The organism is Klebsiella sp. 141162 (assembly GCF_050600755.1).
Taxonomy (GTDB): Bacteria; Pseudomonadota; Gammaproteobacteria; order Enterobacterales; family Enterobacteriaceae; genus Klebsiella; species Klebsiella aerogenes.
Genome location: NZ_JAQIRI010000002.1, coordinates 281,469 through 295,858 on the forward strand (window position 1 = coordinate 281,469; position 14,390 = coordinate 295,858).

General features: G+C 55.2%; 14 protein-coding genes and 3 pseudogenes. 4 read left to right on the plus strand and 13 right to left on the minus strand.

Translation table 11 applies throughout. From position 1 onward, the window contains the following. Window positions 1–73 precede the first annotated feature (73 nt). The 10 genes from rlmC to PGR23_RS08910 form a co-directional block, all read right to left on the minus strand. Entirely contained in the window at window positions 74–1,201 is a 1,128-nt protein-coding gene (rlmC, locus tag PGR23_RS08865; protein WP_396279805.1) for a 23S rRNA (uracil(747)-C(5))-methyltransferase RlmC, read from the minus strand. A gap of 42 nt (window positions 1,202–1,243) precedes the next feature. Further along, on the minus strand, window positions 1,244–1,732 hold the full coding sequence (locus PGR23_RS08870) for a YbjO family protein (RefSeq protein ID WP_045396319.1): 489 nt from the start codon (window positions 1,730–1,732) through the stop codon (window positions 1,244–1,246). Between the two features lie 58 nt (window positions 1,733–1,790). After that, window positions 1,791–2,636 carry a putrescine ABC transporter permease PotI gene (gene potI, locus PGR23_RS08875; protein ID WP_015367524.1) on the minus strand — a complete coding sequence of 282 codons (846 nt, stop codon included), beginning with the start codon at window positions 2,634–2,636 and terminating at the stop codon, window positions 1,791–1,793. Continuing rightward, complete coding sequence (potH, locus tag PGR23_RS08880) at window positions 2,633–3,586, minus strand: putrescine ABC transporter permease PotH (RefSeq protein ID WP_015367525.1); 954 nt, start codon at window positions 3,584–3,586, stop codon at window positions 2,633–2,635. Before potH ends, potI begins: the two co-directional genes overlap by 4 nt. A 10-nt stretch (window positions 3,587–3,596) precedes the next feature. After that, on the minus strand, window positions 3,597–4,730 hold the full coding sequence (potG, locus tag PGR23_RS08885; RefSeq protein WP_015367526.1) for a putrescine ABC transporter ATP-binding subunit PotG: 1,134 nt from the start codon (window positions 4,728–4,730) through the stop codon (window positions 3,597–3,599). Between the two features lie 123 nt (window positions 4,731–4,853). Beyond that, entirely contained in the window at window positions 4,854–5,966 is a 1,113-nt protein-coding gene (gene potF / locus PGR23_RS08890) for a spermidine/putrescine ABC transporter substrate-binding protein PotF (protein ID WP_032711260.1), read from the minus strand. Window positions 5,967–6,296: 330 nt separating this feature from the next. Next, complete coding sequence (locus PGR23_RS08895) at window positions 6,297–6,782, minus strand: YbjN domain-containing protein (RefSeq protein WP_015367528.1); 486 nt, start codon at window positions 6,780–6,782, stop codon at window positions 6,297–6,299. An 88-nt stretch (window positions 6,783–6,870) separates the two neighbouring features. After that, entirely contained in the window at window positions 6,871–7,773 is a 903-nt protein-coding gene (gene rimK / locus PGR23_RS08900) for a 30S ribosomal protein S6--L-glutamate ligase (protein WP_015367529.1), read from the minus strand. Window positions 7,774–7,839: 66 nt separating this feature from the next. Continuing rightward, window positions 7,840–8,562, minus strand: coding sequence for a nitroreductase NfsA (nfsA, locus tag PGR23_RS08905; RefSeq protein WP_396279806.1), 723 nt, complete (start codon window positions 8,560–8,562; stop codon window positions 7,840–7,842). Beyond that, the gene (locus PGR23_RS08910; protein WP_045396326.1) at window positions 8,546–8,836 is read right to left on the minus strand and encodes a YbjC family protein; all 291 of its coding nucleotides are present in this window, start codon (window positions 8,834–8,836) and stop codon (window positions 8,546–8,548) included. Before PGR23_RS08910 ends, nfsA begins: the two co-directional genes overlap by 17 nt. Before the next feature lie 186 nt (window positions 8,837–9,022). Between PGR23_RS08910 and PGR23_RS08915 the strand changes: the two genes are divergently transcribed. Next, window positions 9,023–9,286 (plus strand): GrxA family glutaredoxin, encoded by a 264-nt coding sequence (locus PGR23_RS08915; protein WP_045396328.1) that lies wholly within the window; start codon window positions 9,023–9,025, stop codon window positions 9,284–9,286. A gap of 6 nt (window positions 9,287–9,292) precedes the next feature. Here the strand turns inward: PGR23_RS08915 and PGR23_RS08920 are convergent, their stop codons facing one another. Beyond that, window positions 9,293–9,676, minus strand: coding sequence for an inner membrane protein YbjM (locus PGR23_RS08920; RefSeq protein WP_015367534.1), 384 nt, complete (start codon window positions 9,674–9,676; stop codon window positions 9,293–9,295). 266 nt (window positions 9,677–9,942) lie between these two features. Here PGR23_RS08920 and PGR23_RS08925 point away from each other — a divergent pair, with 266 nt between their 5' ends. After that, window positions 9,943–11,628, plus strand: a complete 1,686-nt coding sequence (locus tag PGR23_RS08925; RefSeq protein WP_015704851.1) for an aspartate:alanine antiporter — start codon at window positions 9,943–9,945, stop codon at window positions 11,626–11,628. A gap of 240 nt (window positions 11,629–11,868) precedes the next feature. Here PGR23_RS08925 and PGR23_RS08930 read toward each other — a convergent pair whose 3' ends face one another. Both PGR23_RS08930 and PGR23_RS08935 read right to left on the minus strand, forming a co-directional pair. Further along, the gene (locus PGR23_RS08930) at window positions 11,869–12,087 is read right to left on the minus strand and encodes an ogr/Delta-like zinc finger family protein (RefSeq protein WP_396280111.1); all 219 of its coding nucleotides are present in this window, start codon (window positions 12,085–12,087) and stop codon (window positions 11,869–11,871) included. Between the two features lie 144 nt (window positions 12,088–12,231). Then, window positions 12,232–13,008: pseudogene (locus PGR23_RS08935) on the minus strand (phage tail sheath subtilisin-like domain-containing protein); the annotation flags it as partial. On the opposite strand from PGR23_RS08935, the pseudogene PGR23_RS08940 reads away from it, so the two are divergent. Next, a pseudogene (locus PGR23_RS08940) lies at window positions 12,991–13,353 on the plus strand (hypothetical protein); the annotation flags it as partial. The pseudogenes PGR23_RS08935 and PGR23_RS08940 overlap by 18 nt on opposite strands. 26 nt (window positions 13,354–13,379) lie before the next feature. Then, window positions 13,380–14,333: pseudogene (locus tag PGR23_RS08945) on the plus strand (phage portal protein). Window positions 14,334–14,390 lie beyond the last annotated feature (57 nt).

The window sequence follows — 14,390 nt, forward strand, 5'->3', positions numbered from 1 at the left end:
TTCGCTCCACGAATTTCACGCTCGTTTCATAAAGCTTACCCGATTTCAGCCGCTTAAAGAGTTCACATTTTGTTTAAACTTCACGAACCAGCAGCGTCAGCACTTCATAATGCGCGGTATGTGGGAACATATCGAACAACTGTACACGCTCAACGCGATAGCCCTGCAGACGGTCAATATCTGCGGCCATTGTCCGGGCGTTACAGCTCGAGTAAATGATATACGGCGGCGCCATGCGGCTTAGATAATCGCACAGTTCGGCGCCGATGCCGCGCCGCGGCGGGTTGACCAGCACCAGCTGTGGAATATCGTCTTCATGCGTCGCGAATTGCGTGGAATCCAGCGCCTGAAAATGGAGATTGCTTAACCCCAACTGGGCCGCGGATTGCTTCGCGCAGGCGATGGCTTCCGGAGCGATTTCGATACCGGTAAGGCGCATCTGCGGGGTGGCGCAGTGCAGACCAAAACCGCCGACGCCGCAAAACAGATCCCACATGTGGTTGACCGGCAGCGCGCGCACCCAGTCGCGGGCGGTAGCGTAGAGCTGGCTCGCCACCGTCGGGTTGGTCTGGAAAAAGCTTTGCGGGCGGATCCACAGCGGTACGCCGTTAAAGTTCTCCGCCAGCGCCGGTTGATCGCTGAGGAAAATCTCCTGCTCCCCTTCCATGATAGCCATGTGCACGGGCTGAATATTGGCGGTAATCACCTTAAGCTGCGGCAACTGCTGCTGCAGCCACGGCAGCGCGGCGCGCAGTTGTGCAAGCTTATCCGCAGAGCGCAGGACGAAACGCAACATCATGCCGCCCTGCTGGCTTTCGGTCAGCAGCAAATACTTCAGCTCGCCGCGCTTGCGGGCAACGTTATAGGGGGTGAGTCCGGCGCGGGCGATAAACGGCTTCAGCGCGGCGAAAACCGGCGCGAAACTCGGCGGGTACAGCGGGCAATCGGTGAGATCTTCCGGCGTGCCATCGCGATGCAGCATGCCGAGCAGCGGGCGCTCTACGCTACCGCTTACGACCATTTTCGCTTTGTTGCGAAACGCCGTCTCCGGACCTGAGACCGGAGCAAGCCATGTCATCACCGGCTGACCCGCCAGCAGTTTGCGCAGGTTCGCCATTTTATCGGCGAGCTGTTGCGTCAATGGCAATTCCAGCCACTGACAGGAACGGCAGCGGCCCGCGTCGTAAAGTGCGCAGTGCATAAGAAGACCTTCAAAAAAACCGGGGCGGGGATTGTATCACCGTTATTGCAAGCGGAAAAACCGTCGGCACGACGCCGGGATAAACAATAGCGCCAGCACCAGCAGATCCGGCAGCTTCTGCAGAAACAGCGCATGGAGAATTTCCCGCTTTGACTCCCCGGCCACGCTGAACAGTTCCGGATAGCCATAGCCAATCGAGGCCGCCCACAGATAAGAGATGACGATAATTTGCGTCAGCAGGTAGAGCCAGCGCGCCCAGTTACGGCCTTTCACCAGCGAAAAGGCGCACCAGATCTCGATAAACACCAACGCCAGACTCGCCAGAAACACCAGCGTCAGGGCCCAGGTTTGCACGCTACGATGGATAAAATCGGCAATTCCCTGCACGCCAAGCTGATTGAGGATCATTAACAGGTCGAGACCGCGAATTAAGATAATAGCAAAGGCCGCCACCTGTACCAGCACAGGGACGTTAAGACGAGCATGAGACGATCGAGTTTTTGTAAACAATCCCAACGTAAAGTCATCCATGAAAACGGCGCCACGTGTGCGGCGCCGATAATAGGCTCTGTTAGCGATTTTAGTGGGTTCAGCCCCTTCTTGCACGCTGGATATCGCGCACGCGCTGCTTTTCTGCGCGAGCCATTAAATACCAGGCGATAAAACCGACAATTCCCACCACGCCGAGGATTAAGGTCGCCAGGGCGTTAATTTCCGGGTTAACGCCCATCCGCACGCTGGAGAAGACCAGCATCGGCAGCGTCGTCGCCCCCGGCCCGGAAACGAAGCTGGCAATCACCAGATCATCAAGCGACAAGGTAAAGGCCAGCAACCAGCCGGAAATGACCGCAGGCATAATCATCGGCAAGGTTATCACGAAGAACACCTTCAGCGGCGCGGCGCCGAGATCCATCGCCGCCTCTTCGATTGACCTGTCCAGCTCGCGCAGACGTGAAGAGATCACCACCGCCACGTAGGCAGTACAGAAGGTGACGTGCGCCAGCCATATCGTCAACATGCCGCGATCCGATGGCCAGCCGATGGAATGCCCCAGCGCGACGAACAGCAGCAGCAGCGACAGCCCGGTAATCACATCGGGCATCACCAGCGGCGCGGTGATCATAAAAGCAAAACCGTTGGAACCGCGAAAACGGCCAAAACGCACCAGCACCACCGCGGCAATCGTACCGAGGATCGCCGCCGCCGTCGCCGCACAGGCGGCAATGGTCAGGCTTAACCCCACCGCGCTCATCATCGCGTCATCATGAAACAGCTCGCTATACCAGCGCGTCGACCACCCCGCCCATACCGTCACCAGCTTCGAACTGTTAAATGAATAGATAACCAGCATCAGCATCGGCGCATACAGAAAGGTAAAACCGAGCACGAGGATCAGAATTCGCCATGGCGAACGTACTACCGGTAAGTCATTCATCCATGATCCCCCATCTGTTTTTGCTGATGTTTGTGGAACCACATGATCGGCACGATCAACAGCAGCAGCATCACAATCGCCACCGCCGATGCTACCGGCCAGTCGCGGTTATTAAAGAACTCCTGCCACAGCACGCGGCCAATCATAATGCTGTCAGGTCCGCCGAGCAGTTCCGGGATGACGAACTCGCCCACCGCCGGAATAAACACCAGCATCGAGCCGGCGATAATGCCGCCTTTCGTTAACGGAACAATCACCTGGAAGAAGGTCTTTAACGGCCGGGCGCCGAGATCCAGCGACGCTTCCACCAGCGAATAGTCGATACGCGTCAGCGCGGTATAAATCGGCAGCACCATGAACGGCAGGTAGGCGTAAACGATACCGATGTACACCGCCAGGTTGGTATGCAAAATCTCCAGCGGTTGATCGATAACTCCAAGCCATAACAGGAAGTTATTGAGCACCCCGTTGCTTTTCAGCAGCCCCATCCAGGCGTAAACGCGAATGAGGAATGAGGTCCACGAAGGTAATATCACCAATAGCAGCAGGATATTGCGCGTCGAGGGCTTGCTATGCGCCACCGCCCACGCCAGCGGATAGCCCAATAGCAGACAGCAAAAGGTGGAAATTGCCGCCACCTGCAGCGACTGCAGATAAGCCTCAAAGTACAGCGGATCGTCGGTCAGCTGCAGGAAGTTGCCGAGATTAAGCGTCAACGTCAGTTGACCGTCGGCCCACGACAGTAACTCGGTATAAGGCGGGATCGCCCGCGCCATTTCGGCCAGGCTGATTTTAAAAACGATCAAGAATGGCAGTAAAAACAGCAGGATTAACCACAGATACGGCAGCGCAATCACCAGCTTACGCCCGTGGGCCATCTGCTGGCGCGCCAGCCACAGGGCAAAACCGCCGGGCTTTTTGCCGCCGGCTGGAGGTTCTAATGTGCTCATCGCCCTCTCCTTACACCGTCAGAACAACGCAGCTATCGGCGTCCCAGCACAAGCGAACTTCATCACCCCAGGTCGGCATGCCTTTGCGATGGCGATGTTCGTTTTGCAGCTGGGCGCTAATCATCTGCCCGCTTTTCAGACGGACATGATAGATAGACAGATCGCCGAGGTAGGCAATATGGATAACCTCGCCTACCGCAAAGTTAAAGCCGTCCGCTGGCGGTTCGTCGCAGAGCATGATTTTCTCCGGACGCAGCGCCACCCAGACCGGCACGTTATCCACCACCGAGGCATCCGGATCGACTTTCAGCGGATGCACCAGCCCCGGCGCATTCAGTACCAGACCATCTTCCAGTCGCTCTTTGACCAGCCCTTCGAAGACGTTTACCGAACCGATAAACTCGGCGCTATAGCGGGTCGTCGGATGTTCATAGATCTCCTCCGGCTCGCCTATCTGCACGAACTTACCGCGGTTCATGATGGCGATACGGCCCGCCATGGTCATCGCCTCTTCCTGGTCATGGGTGACCATCACGCAGGTGACGCCGACGCGCTCAAGAATATCCACCACCTCAAGCTGCATCCGGTCGCGCAGTTTTTTATCCAACGCGCCCATCGGTTCATCAAGCAGCAGCAGTTTCGGCCGCTTCGCCAGGCTTCGCGCCAGCGCCACGCGCTGACGCTGGCCGCCGGAAAGCTGGTGCGGCTTGCGTTTGGCGAACTCCTGCATATGCACCAACGCCAGCATCTCCTGGACGCGGGCGTTAATCTCCGCCTTCGGCAGCTTGTCCTGCTTGAGACCAAAGGCGATATTTTGCTCAACAGTCATGTGGGGAAACAGCGCGTAAGACTGGAACATCATATTGATCGGCCGCTGATACGGCGGCACGCGCGCCAGGTCGACGCCATCCAGCACAATCTGCCCGGCGGTGGGCAACTCAAAACCTGCCAGCATGCGTAGCAACGTCGATTTACCGCAGCCGGACGCGCCCAGTAAGGCAAATATTTCACCTTTATAAATAGTGAGATTGACATCATCGACGGCGTGTTGCCCATCGAAGGATTTGGTTAAATTACGGATTTCCAGCAGCGGGGTCAGCGCTTTGGGGGCTTTCGCCTGTGGGCGGGGCATTGCGTCATTCACTCGGGTGCTCTCCGGCAAATACAATCACCGTATGGCCCGGTTGCCATACATTCTTCAGTTCTATGTTCACCAGCGAACAGTCGGTCAGACCTTTACAGGCCCGGCGTACCGGGCCTGACGGCGTTATTTTCCGCTTTTCACTTTGGTCCACGCGCGGGTGCGCACGCGGTCAATCTTCGGATCCTGCACCTTGAGGGTGAACAGCTTGGCGAAGACATCCTCCGGCGGGTAAATCGCCGGATTGTTGCGGATGTCGGCGCTGACCAGCGGCGTCGCCTCTTTGTTGCCGTTAGCGTAGTAGACGTGATCGCTGATGTGGGCGATGACCTCCGGGCGCAGCAGATAGTTCAGGAATTGATAGGCTTCGTCTTTATTTTTGGCATCCGCCGGCATGGCGAAGACATCAAAGAAGGCCAGCGCCCCCTCTTTCGGAATAAAGTAGGAGATATTGACGCCGTTCTTCGCCTCTTTCGCCCGGTTTGCCGCCTGCCAGACATCGCCCGCCCAGCCGATAGCGACGCAGATATCGCCGTTTGCCAGGTCATTAATATATTGCGAAGAGTGGAAGTAACGGATATTGGGGCGCAGCTTCAACAGCAGATCGGTTGCCGGTCCGGTGTAATCATCGGCTTTGGTGCTGTTTGGATCTTTGCCGAGATAGTTCAGCACCGTCGAGAAAATCTCTTCGGGGGCATCAAGGAAGGAGACGCCGCAGCTTTTCAGCTTCTCAAGGTTTTCCGGTTTGAGCACCAGATCCCAGCTGTTCAACGGTACGTCTTTACCCAGCGCCGCTTTCACTTTATCGACGTTATAGCCGATGCCGGTAGTCGCCCACATGTACGGCATCGCATATTTGTTATCGGGATCGTGACGCGCCACCAGTTGTAAAACTTTCGGGTCGAGGTTTTTCCAGTTCGGGAGTTTACTTTTATCCAGCGGCTGGAACACTCCGGCCGCCAGCTGGCGTTCAAGGAAGCTTGCCGATGGCACCACCAGATCGAACCCGGTGCTGCCGGCCATTAATTTACCTTCCAGCACCTCGTTGGAATCAAATACGTCATACACCACTTTAATACCGGTCTCTTTTTCAAAATTGGCGACCGTGTCCGGCGCAATATAATCAGACCAGTTATAGACGTGCAGCGTTTTTTGTTCCGCTGCGAGCGAGCCGGCAGAAACGGCCATCAGCGCACCCGTAATCACACCTGTTAACCATTTTTTACCCAAGGCGGTCATATCTGTATTTCCTTCTCAAGGCCCGTTAATTCACGGACGCAATAGACGAACCTGAACGCATGCAAGAATCATGCATATTTTTCATTGCCTGAGATAAGGAGAGGAAACCTCTCCCTGATTGGCTGCCCGCAAATGGACGCCTCGCCAGAATAACTGTAGCCAGAATAAGAGGATATAGCCCAGGCAAAAAAACGCCCTGGATCATATTTCCAGCCAATAAAGGTCTACGAGATAAAAGCGAAGCAGTAAAACAGCAGTGAATAATTCTTTAAATGAGGGTTTGTGACAGAATAAATAAGCAACCGCCGTCGCAGCGGCTGCTTTTATTAGTTAGTGCAGAAAATGGTATTGCACTTCTTCGGCTGCGGCCTCTTCTTCCTGCTCTTCCGCTTTATATAGCAGCTGATTGGCGCCGGCTTCCAGAATGACCATCGAGACCTGCTCTTCGCTCTGGCGGAAGAACCAGGCAAACTGTTCGAGAGTGACGCCCGCGCCAACGGGCAGCGCCTGGCAGACCACCAGCTTCGGCAGGTTATCATCCTGAATATCAAGGAACGCTTTTACGGTCAGCGAACTGGCGTTGATCGCCGACAGGTCCGCCGACAGCGGCAGCAGCGCAGAGGGCTTCACTTCCGCCAGCGCCGAAAACAGCACCACGTTGTCCAGCAGGTCGATTTTGGCATCGAAAATACCGTCGAAATTCTGCATATGCGGCAGGTGCAACGCCTGGCAGGAGTCGCACTCAAAAAAACTGATGCCTAACTCGTCGAGCCAATGACGTAACGTATCAAGACCCGGAACGACCAGTGAATCCATAGTGCCTGTGACCTCTTGCTGGATAAAAAACGACGCATAGCTTACGCAAAAAATGCGTCGCATTCCATGAAAGGATAACGAAGTGACGCTACCCTCCCATTTTTAGACAATATCCAGGCGTGGCCTGGCGCTCGATCCACGCGATCATTCGCCCGGCAATATCGACGTGAGTGGTGGTTTCAATCCCTTCCAGCCCCGGCGAGGCGTTAACTTCCATCACCAGCGGGCCGCGGTGGGCGCGCAGAATATCCACGCCTGCCACGTCCAGACCCAGCGTTTGCGCCGCTTTAATCGCCATCTCCCGCTCCTGATCGCTAAGCGTGGCCGTAGTGGCGACGCCGCCGCGGTGCAGGTTAGAGCGAAAATCGCCCTCCTTCGCCCGCCGTTCAATCGCCGCCACCACCTCATCGCCAACCACCAGGCAGCGGATATCGCACCCTTTTGCCTCAGCGATATATTCTTGCACCAGAATGTGCGCATTGAGACCCCGGAAGGCGTCAATCACGCTTTCCGCCGCCTGTCGCGTTTCCGCCAGCACCACGCCGATCCCCTGCGTCCCCTCGACTAACTTCACCACCAGCGGCGCGCCGCCGACCATCGCGATCAGATCGCTGGTGTCGTCCGGCGAGTGGGCAATACCGGTGACCGGTAGATCGATTCCCTGACGCGCCAGCAGCTGCAACGAGCGCAGCTTATCGCGGGCGCGGGTAATCGCCACCGACTCGTTTAGCGGATAACTGCCCAGCAGCTCGAACTGCCGCAGCGCGGCGGTGCCGTAATAGGTGATGGCCGTGCCGATACGCGGAATGACTGCATCAAAATGGGGCAACTGTCGCCCTTTGTAGTGAATTGAGGAGGCAACCGGGCTGACGCTCATATAGCAGGAGAGCGGATCGAGGATCTCGACCTGATGCCCGCGTTTTTGCGCGGCTTCACGCAAGCGGCGGCAAGAATAAAGCGTTCCATCCCGGGATAATATAGCGATTTTCACCCAACACCTCTTAGAAAATAACTGGCAGCCAGCACTCTGCGTTTGCAGGGTGAAGTGTATAGGGAATCAGCGCGTTGCCCAGCCCTGTTTATGCAAATAGTCGAGAATAAACGGCCGGCTCTCTTTGATGATGGTGCGGCGGATATGGTCGCTCCAGGTATCGCGGCGGGTATTACTGCCGCGCGACAGATAATAATCCGCCAGCTGTTCGTCATACTGCGCCAGCACCTGTTGATCAAGCGGCTGGTAGTGATTCTCATGCACCAGCATCGCAGGCGGAATACGCGGCTTAACCTGCGGGTCGTCAGCAGGCCAGCCAAGGCACAGGCCAAACAGCGGTAAAACGTGTTTCGGCAGCTGCAGCAGCTCGGTTACCGCGTCAATGTTATTACGCAGGCCGCCAATATAAACGCCGCCTAATCCCAGGGATTCCGCGGCGATTAAGGCATTCTGCGCCATTAGCGCGGTGTCGACGACGCCCAGCAGCAGCTGTTCAGCCAGCCCCAACTGCGCTTGTGGGCAAATTTGCAGGTGGCGGTTGAAATCGGCGCAGAACACCCAAAACTCCGCCGCCTGCGCCACGTGCTGCTGGCCGCCGGTCAACGGAACCAGCTGCTCACGCAGCTGCGGGTCGATAATGCGAATAATCGAGGTACATTGTAAAAAGCTGGAGCTGGACGCCCCTTGCGCCCCGGCGATGATCGCCTCACGCTGCTGGTCGCTAATCGGCGCGTCGGTAAAATGGCGGATGGAACGGTGGTGGCGCAGCAGATCAATGGTCGGCGTCATGGCGTTTTTCTCTTTCGGACGGGGTAGAAGATGAGGTCTTATTATCGGTCAACTGCGGCGCGACAATTTTCGCTATTCGCCACATTAAGGCTATCGCCGCCGGGATCATCAGCAGGATCCCGGCAAAGATCATGATAAGCGCCGCCGTCGGGCTGGCAAACGGCGCCGGCAGCTGAACATAGTGGTTCAACGACAGCCAGGCCAGCGTCAGCAGCGCCATGCCGACGAGCTCAACAATCAGAATGCTTTTGGGTAATGCGGCAGGCGATCGCATAACGCTCCTCAATATACTCATGCCACGCGCATCGCTGGCGCGTCTGTGTAGGGTCTTGCAGCAGATGATATTTATCAAGCATAACCCGCAACCATCGCTATAAAAGGTAAAACCTGCTTTCCCTTGTTAACGGAACGCGGCATCATAGCCACATTCGCCATCCGGCTGAGATTTAAGGAGAGAAGCATGTTTACCGTTATTTTTGGTCGCCCAGGTTGCCCGTATTGCGTTCGCGCCAAAGAGCTGGCCGAGAAACTGAGCAACGAGCGCGATGACTTCAGCTATCGCTACATTGATATCCACGCGGAAGGCATCAGCAAAGCCGATCTGGAAAAAACCGTCGGTAAGCCGGTAGAAACCGTACCGCAGATTTTCGTCGATCAGAAACACATCGGCGGCTGCACGGATTTCGAAGCCTGGGCGAAAGAGAATCTCGGCCTGTTCGCTTGAGAATTTTTACTCTTCCGTTGAGTGCCTGCGTCTGGCGTCCAGCCAGACGCAAATAAATAAAAAGCATAGCGCCCCAAGCGCGCACCAGAACACCGCGCTAAATAACCACGCCAGTTCTTGCCAGAACGATCGATGAGTAATAAAGAACATCCGCATCACCACCAAACAAACCGGTGCCGCCAGCATGGCGCCAATCAGCGGACGTATGACGCGCCGGCCGGGGGATAAGCAGCTCGCCACCGCCCCAGGCAGCACAAAGAAAAGCAGCCCAAGCTCGGGGTTGCCCGTTTGCCGAAAAGCCCCTTTCATATGCAGCAACAGCGATAAACAGACCACAATAAACAGAAAGAACCCACAAATTATACCGGCCCACGCGCGCTCAGATTTCACGACATCCTCCTGATTTCGCCTCTAACTATCTTTCACTTCATCCAGTCAGAAATAGCATTCTGGCAGTCCATGCTTATAACGCTCCCGTCAGAGTAAAACGATTGTGACTAGCCGCAGCAACCAGGAAAGATTAAACTAGCGGCACTGTTTTATCGGTATTAACGGGATGCCAGAATAACGTTCGGCATAGTGCGAACGCTTGAGCAACCTTAGACCAAAAAACCATTTCCTTCAACAACTTACTAGTAAACGAGAAGTTGGCTTTCGTGAATATAAACGTCGCAGATTTGTTAAACGGGAATTACATCCTGTTATTGTTTGTTGTACTCGCACTGGGTCTTTGCCTGGGGAAACTTCGCCTCGGGTCAGTACAACTTGGTAATTCCATTGGCGTTTTAGTCGTTTCTTTATTATTAGGTCAGCAGCACTTCGCCATTAACACTGATGCGCTAAATCTTGGCTTTATGCTGTTTATTTTCTGCGTCGGCGTCGAAGCGGGCCCCAACTTTTTTTCGATTTTTTTCCGCGACGGCAAAAACTATCTGATGCTGGCGCTGGTGATGGTGGCCAGCGCGATGTTAATCGCTATGGGGCTGGGCAAATTGTTTGGCTGGGACATCGGCCTGACCGCCGGGATGCTGGCGGGCGCTATGACCTCCACCCCGGTGCTGGTGGGCGCTGGCGATACCCTACGCCACTTTGGCCTGCCCAGCGATCAGCTGGCGCAGTCGCTTGACCACCTGAGCCTCGGCTACGCCCTGACCTACCTGGTTGGCCTGGTGAGCCTGATCGTCGGCGCGCGCTATATGCCGAAGCTGCAGCATCAGGATCTGCAGACCAGCGCCCAGCAGATCGCCCGCGAGCGCGGTCTGGATACCGACTCCAAGCGTAAAGTCTATCTGCCGGTTATCCGCGCCTACCGCGTCGGCCCGGAATTGGTCGCGTGGGCGGACGGCAAAAATCTTCGTGAGCTGGGGATTTACCGCCAGACCGGCTGCTATATCGAGCGTATTCGTCGTAACGGTATCCTGGCGAACCCGGATGGCGACGCGGTACTGCAGATGGGCGACGATATCGCGCTGGTTGGCTACCCGGACGCCCATGCCCGCCTCGACCCAAGCTTCCGTAACGGTAAAGAGGTGTTTGACCGCGACCTGCTCGATATGCGTATCGTCACCGAAGAGATTGTGGTTAAGAATCATAACGCCGTCGGCCGCCGCCTGGCGCAGCTGAAGCTGACCGATCACGGCTGTTTCTTAAACCGGGTGATCCGCAGCCAGATTGAGATGCCAATCGACGATAACGTGGTGCTCAATAAAGGCGACGTGCTGCAGGTGAGCGGCGACGCCCGCCGCGTAAAAACCGTCGCTGACCGCATCGGCTTTATTTCGATTCATAGCCAGGTGACCGATCTGCTGGCTTTCTGCGCCTTCTTTATCGTCGGCCTGATGATCGGCATGATCACCTTCCAGTTCAGCTCGTTCAGCTTCGGCATCGGTAACGCCGCCGGCCTGCTGTTCGCCGGCATTATGCTTGGCTTCCTGCGTGCCAACCATCCGACCTTCGGCTATATCCCGCAGGGCGCATTGAACATGGTTAAGGAGTTCGGTCTGATGGTGTTTATGGCCGGGGTCGGCCTGAGCGCCGGCGCGGGTATTAATAACGGTCTGGGCGCCATTGGCGGGCAAATGCTGGCCGCCGGCCTTATCGTCAGCCTGGTGCCGGTGGTGATCTGCTTCCTGTTCGGCGCCTATGTGCTACGCATGAACCGCGCGATGCTGTTCGGCGCGATGATGGGCGCGCGTACCTGCGCCCCGGCGATGGAAATTATCAGCGATACCGCACGGAGCAATATTCCCGCGCTCGGCTACGCTGGCACCTACGCTATCGCCAACGTGCTGCTCACCCTTGCTGGTACGCTGATCGTCATCATCTGGCCGGGCCTTGGCTAGCCCCGGCCGAAAATTTTTAACTTTTTCGCAAAAAAATCGGTGATGAACAGAACTTTTTCCCAGGACGTCAGTCATAACTAGTGCCACTGCTTTTCTTTGATGTCCCCATTTTGTGGAGCCCATCATCCCCGCCGTTTAGGTTCAAGGTTGATGGGTTTTTTGTTGCCTGAAATTTACAGCCTTTAAAATCATTGAGTTACAAACCCTCTTTTTAAGTCATGGCACAAATTGGCGACAGCCTCAAAAAGATAGTGCTGCCTGGCCTGAGTTTGAGGGGTGAGGCTGCACAGGATGTGCCTCTTTAGGTGTAGAGATTGAGCGCACAACCGTCTCATGCGTTACGAACATATGGCTGCAGTTGATATTCTGGCACTGGTTGTAACGTTCTTTGGTCATTGAAGAGACCTGGAAACTGCTGCGAGTATGGGCTGCACTTCCACACAATGGGCAAATCATCATTTTTACGTCCTCGCCATTTTTCCGGAAATCGCAATAATGATAAAACATTATTTCACCTTGTGAACTTTAAGTTCCCTTTTGAAAACTTCAGTCCATTGCTAAATTATCGATATTCACTTCCAGTTCGATGCTGGTTGTAAATCCGCTATAGTTTTCAAACTGGAACAGCGCATCATCGCTGAAGCAGCGGGGACCCCAGAAGCGGAAACCATCCTTGCGGATCAAGGTGGTGACGTCGTTCTGGTTCAGCAGTCCGGCATCGGTTGCCGGGTCCTGCAGATCCCAGAACACATCCGCAGACAAACCGGTTACGCCGTTGACGCCAACGTTAGACAGGGTTTTGTGCCAGCCGGTTTGTTCGTCGATTTTGGATCGCAGGCCAATGGCGTAAGCGGTCGCATCCGCCTGCAGTACCGTGTCAATGTTGATGAAGTCAGGCCAGATCAGCATCCCTTCACGCTGGCTGAAGTTTTCGCGGTAGGCAATCGCTTCTTCCACGGTTTTGCAGCCGTAAGCAGACAAGTACGCGAAGCCGCGCAAACTCTGCGCCACACTAAGCAGTTCAGTAGAAACAGCCTGCGTATCATGACCAGGTACGCCCAGAATGCGGGGCTTCACGCCCAATTGCGACTGCGACGACAAAAGCGCCTTAATGCCAGTTTTTTTACCTTCTACAGTCACACCGCCGATAATATTTGAGGTGGTTTCCGCTTCGGTTTCGCTCTGGGCAACGCGAACGACAACGGTCACAGGTTTTGACTGGTCCGCGATAGCGTCCAGAGAACAGGCCAGCGTGCCGGATTCCCCCGCTTTACCGCTGGCTGTCAGCACATCAGTAAGCAGAACCGACTTATTGAGTGGAAACACGGACGCATCAGTATCATAGCCAGTGCATACCATGCCCACGATATCGGCATTGACTCTACCGGCATCGGTCATGGTGTTTACGAAAACGTGAAAGCCTTTTTCCCTGCCGTCCGGGAGTTTGTCTATAACCCCAACGTCAAAAACGCCCTGGTGCTTAAGACATACGACATTATCAACCACCGGCGCCTGGAGTTTGACGCCGGGCATACCGACATTGCGCAGTCATTTATGGCTATCCGCCGTACCACCACCGCCAGCGGCAACCGCCCGACCTATGAAGCCAGCCGCAGCGAAGAGGCCAGCCACGCCGATTTGGCCTGGGCAACGATGCACGCACTATTTAACGAACCACTGCAGGGCGAAGCCGCCAACACAAGTAACATCGTGGAGATTTTTTAATGACTGAGAAGACCGCACAGGATGCAATGCCCCCTGACGTACAACCCAATAATACCGCCTCTACCTAGACATTCAGCTTTGGCGATCCCATTCCTGTACTGGACCGACGCGAACTGCTGGATTATGTGGAGTGCGTGCGGATGGACAGATGGAATGAGCCGCCAGTGAGTTTTGACGGACTGGCACGCACCTACCGCGCCGCGGTGCATCACAGCTCACCGATTACCGTTAAGCGTAACATCCTGACCAGCACGTTTATCCTGCACCCGTTGCTAAGCCAGCAAGCATTCAGCCGCTTTGTGCAGTACTATCTGGTATTTGGTAACGCTTATCTGGTGAAAAGGACTAACCGACTGGGCGGTATTCTGTCGCTGGAACCATCACTGGCGAAATACACCCGACGCGGGATCGACCTCGACACTTACTGGTTTGTGCAATACGGTATGACCACCCAGCCGTATGGGTTCACCAAAGGCAGCATCTTTCACCTGATGGACCCGGATCTGAACTAGGAGATTTACGGTCTGCCGGAATACCTGTCCGCCATCCCCTCAGCGCTGCTTAATGAGTCGGCCACGCAGTTTCGCCGTAAGTATTACATCAACGGCAGTCACGCCGGGTTCATCATGTACATGACTGATGCGGCGCAGAACCAGGAAGACGTGAACAACATTCGCCATGCGATGAAAAGTGCCAAAGGCCCAGGGAACTTCCGCAACCTGTTTATGTACTCACCCAACGGTAAGAAGGACGGTATCCAGATCATCCCTCTGTCAGAAGTGGCAGCAAAGGATGAGTTTCTGAATATCAAAAACGTCAGCCGGGATGGCATGATGGCAGCGCACCGCGTACCGCCTCAGATGATGGGGATTATGCCGAATAATGTAGGTGGTTTTGGAGATATTGAAAAGGCGAGCAAAGTATTTGTTCGTAACGAACTACTCCCTTTACAAAAAAGGATGCAAGAATTTAACGACTAGTTAGGCGATGATATCTTACATTTTTCGAAATATTATTTCTAATAAATAAAAGAGAGG

Bases quoted from the DNA above. Each gene is read 5' to 3' on its own strand.
- rlmC (WP_396279805.1), bottom strand. From the start codon at position 1,201: ATGCACTGCGCACTTTACGACGCGGGCCGCTGCCGTTCCTGTCAGTGG.
- PGR23_RS08870 (WP_045396319.1), bottom strand. From the start codon at position 1,732: ATGGATGACTTTACGTTGGGATTGTTTACAAAAACTCGATCGTCTCAT.
- potI (WP_015367524.1), bottom strand. From the start codon at position 2,636: ATGAATGACTTACCGGTAGTACGTTCGCCATGGCGAATTCTGATCCTC.
- potH (WP_015367525.1), bottom strand. From the start codon at position 3,586: ATGAGCACATTAGAACCTCCAGCCGGCGGCAAAAAGCCCGGCGGTTTT.
- potF (WP_032711260.1), bottom strand. From the start codon at position 5,966: ATGACCGCCTTGGGTAAAAAATGGTTAACAGGTGTGATTACGGGTGCG.
- PGR23_RS08895 (WP_015367528.1), bottom strand. From the start codon at position 6,782: ATGGATTCACTGGTCGTTCCGGGTCTTGATACGTTACGTCATTGGCTC.
- nfsA (WP_396279806.1), bottom strand. From the start codon at position 8,562: ATGACGCCGACCATTGATCTGCTGCGCCACCACCGTTCCATCCGCCAT.
- PGR23_RS08910 (WP_045396326.1), bottom strand. From the start codon at position 8,836: ATGCGATCGCCTGCCGCATTACCCAAAAGCATTCTGATTGTTGAGCTC.
- PGR23_RS08915 (WP_045396328.1), top strand. From the start codon at position 9,023: ATGTTTACCGTTATTTTTGGTCGCCCAGGTTGCCCGTATTGCGTTCGC.
- PGR23_RS08930 (WP_396280111.1), bottom strand. From the start codon at position 12,087: ATGATGATTTGCCCATTGTGTGGAAGTGCAGCCCATACTCGCAGCAGT.